We start from the raw sequence: 2,941 nt of genomic DNA, 5'->3' as shown, positions 1-2,941 counted from the left end.
CAGCACCGTCACCACGACGAACACTTACACGAGTCGATGCGAAGCCGTGCAGAGGCTGAGGTACATCAAACCCACCCTGCTGACGCCCATACCCAAGAACAGGCGCGGGAATTGATGTCGCAGCACCGTCACCACGACGAACACTTACAAGAGTCCATGCGAAGCCGTGCAGAATCAGAATTAGGCGCTGCCGATCGTACTGCTGATTCTTCCCAAGTACAATCTTGATCTGAATTTAAAAGTCGAATCAGACTGAGAACTTCTCCTGCACCCCTTCCCTCACAGGGAAGGGGTTGGGGGTTAGGTTTTGCGTTCATCTATTTGCTTGGAGATTTGCTTTGAGATGTTCCGCCGAATTGCAACAATTCCTGCCGCAAGCGATAAAGAATTGTATTCGGTTCTACCTGATTGAGAATCTCTTGAATGACGGTATTCGCTCCCAACTGTCCCCAGGTGCAGCCTTGTTCTAGATACACCTGCGCCGCCCGACCGACTGCATAAGCTCCATATCCGGCGATACCAGCCTGGGCGATCGCTGCACCGCCATAAGCCGTAATATTCGTTGGACTCTCCCCAGCCCCAATTGCTGCCGCACTCTTGCCCAACCCGAAAACTAAACTACTGCCGAATTCACCCAGCAGCAAGCCGCCCGAACTAAACACAATGGTTTTCCAAAGCTTTCCAACTTCATAACCAGTCATCGGCAACCCATACAGCCGCGACAAGGAGCGAATCAGCGCTAAATCTGCCACCGTTCCTGCCAAGACATCCAAAACAGCAATCGGATTGAGCGCAACTGCGATCGCTTTGTATCTCACATAGCTCCAAATTAGCTGCTCGGCTTCAGTTTCACGAGCCGCCACCACCTTCTGAGCAATGCTTTCTTCAGCTTCTCGCGCCTGAACTAAGGCATTGAGCGCTAAAAGCGATCGCCCTTCTCGATTCAGAATCCCCAAAATCTTCTGCTTCAACTCATCCACCTGCGGCGGCGGCGTCTCCCATTCCTGCGTGACGCGACCATCGGGCCACTCTACTCGCACCTCCAGGGGTGCCGGTTCCGCCGCTACCATTACAATTTCATCCTCTTGTAAAGCGGAGAGCGATCGCGTCTCTCTGCTTCCAGCACCCAAAATTTGCAACTGTTGATAAATCGCTTGTCGGTCTTGCTCCGGATATAGGTCAATTTTGTTAAATACTAAAATCAAAGGCTTCTGGCTCAATCGCAATTCGCACAGCGCTTGATACTCCGTTCGCGTGATATCACCTGCCACCACAAACAAAATCAGGTCAGATTGACGCGCTACTTCCCGCGCCATTTCTGCTCGCGCTTGCCCCTGAATTTCATCCAATCCAGGCGTATCAATCAATTCCACCTGCACCTTACCCGCCGCGTTAGGCGTCCAGCGCACCGAACGGGGCCACTGAGTCACCCCATTCAGCGGCCCAGTTTGTAGAATTTTCTGCCCCACTAAGGCATTTAACACTGCTGATTTGCCGCGACTGACCAAACCAAAAGCGGCTATCCGAATCACACCCTGGTCTAACTTATCCAGCGTAGACTTCAAAAAATCCAGTTCAGTTTGCAGCGCTGCGGTTGCTTCTAATTTTGAAGGGTGCCGTTGGCTGCGAGTGTGGGAATACCAAGATAGCGCTTGCCGCAGACTGGCGCGAGCGCGATTGAAGTGAGTTTCTTGCAGAGTGCTGCGTGCAGAGGATGTGTGACCCCCAGCAGCCGCATTGGTTTGAGATAATTGAGGATGGCTCAAGGCTAGATTAGAAGAAGCTACAGATCCATTTTCGCTCGATATCTCATTGCGATCGCTTGATTGCACTCTACCTGAAATGAAAAATCCACTTCTTTGTTCTCTTTTCCTAACCACCTGCCTGGTGGGTGGCGCTCCCATCATTAATGCAGTGCAAGCTGAGCAACCGATTTTACTTGCTCAGTCAGTATGGAAGCCATTCTCTTCAACAAGAGGAGGCTTCACCGTGTTGATGCCCAGTACACCCAACCAAAGTCAGCAAACGCTTCAGACTAAAGGTGGGCCAATTAAAGTGCAACTCTTCCAGGCTTTCCGACCAAATCAAGCCGGTTATGTAGTTGGTTATTCCGAGCTTCCGGCTAATCTGATCAAGACTCAGCGTGATGTCAACGATTTTTTAGCTGGGGCAATTTATGGATTTACAAATAGTTCAAAAGGGAAGCTTTTAAGCCAACGGAATATTACTTTAGCAAATTCTCCGGGAAGGGAATTCAAAGTACAACTATCCCAAGGAGTAATCATTAAAAGCAGATTTTATTTGGTAGACCGGAGACGATTTTATCAAGTTTTCGTAGTAACAGATAGAGAACAAGATCTAGTTAAAAGTATTGATGGATTTTTGACTTCTTTCAAACTTACTAAAAATCCATCGGCAGCCCGAAACGTCCCCAAGGAAAACCTCAACGCCTCTTTACAAAAGGCAGTCTGCGCTCAAAATTGGACGCAAGCGATCAAAGTAATCGATCGAATGAGAAAAGTTGTCCGCGATCCAAACACTCAAAGTCAGTTAGTAGCCTATCGACAGCAATTACAAGGTTTGGCAAATTCTGATGTACCCGTTCCTGCCTCAGTTCTTACTGGTTGCACCGCGGCTCAGTCAGCAAAATAAACACGCTACAGCGATCGCAATCCGATTGTAGTTGTGAGCTAATGGTTCGGATACCCGACTTCGTAAGAGTTGTTGGGTATCTCGCCTTCAAGAATCATTTAGGATTGCGATCGCACTGCATTCTCTATTTTCAGTTTGCGATCAATTCACGGGTACTCTCGCAGCTAGGACGAGCCAGAAGTCTAGGATATGGCTCCGAAGCAAATTCTTGGTCGGGGTTGCTTAATAAATAGCGATCGCACACTCCAAATAGTTCCGCTTCAGTCTGGGATAGGCGCATATCTTTTAA

Annotated in this window: 3 protein-coding genes; 2 read left to right on the top strand and 1 reads right to left on the bottom strand. The window is 48.9% G+C overall.

Annotation, left to right across the window (positions count from 1 at the left end):
* Nucleotides 1–228: hypothetical protein (locus tag H6F50_RS07975; protein WP_206754823.1), on the top strand; the 228-nt coding region annotated here is incomplete at its 5' end.
* An 89-nt stretch (nt 229–317) separates the two neighbouring features.
* On the opposite strand, the gene H6F50_RS07970 is transcribed toward H6F50_RS07975, so the two are convergent.
* On the bottom strand, nt 318–1,697 hold the full coding sequence (locus tag H6F50_RS07970; protein WP_347277147.1) for a GTP-binding protein: 1,380 nt from the start codon (nt 1,695–1,697) through the stop codon (nt 318–320).
* A gap of 145 nt (nt 1,698–1,842) precedes the next feature.
* Here H6F50_RS07970 and H6F50_RS07965 point away from each other — a divergent pair, with 145 nt between their 5' ends.
* Complete coding sequence (locus tag H6F50_RS07965) at nt 1,843–2,652, top strand: hypothetical protein (RefSeq protein ID WP_190428173.1); 810 nt, start codon at nt 1,843–1,845, stop codon at nt 2,650–2,652.
* Nucleotides 2,653–2,941 lie beyond the last annotated feature (289 nt).

Source organism: Coleofasciculus sp. FACHB-712, from assembly GCF_014695635.1.
Lineage (GTDB): Bacteria > Cyanobacteriota > Cyanobacteriia > Cyanobacteriales > FACHB-T130 > FACHB-T130.
The sequence above is the reverse complement of the archived record's forward strand: the minus strand, read 5'-3'. Positions and strand labels throughout refer to the sequence as shown.

Excerpts from the sequence above, each read along its gene's own strand:
- H6F50_RS07965 (WP_190428173.1), top strand. The coding sequence starts at position 1,843 with ATGAAAAATCCACTTCTTTGTTCTCTTTTCCTAACCACCTGCCTGGTG.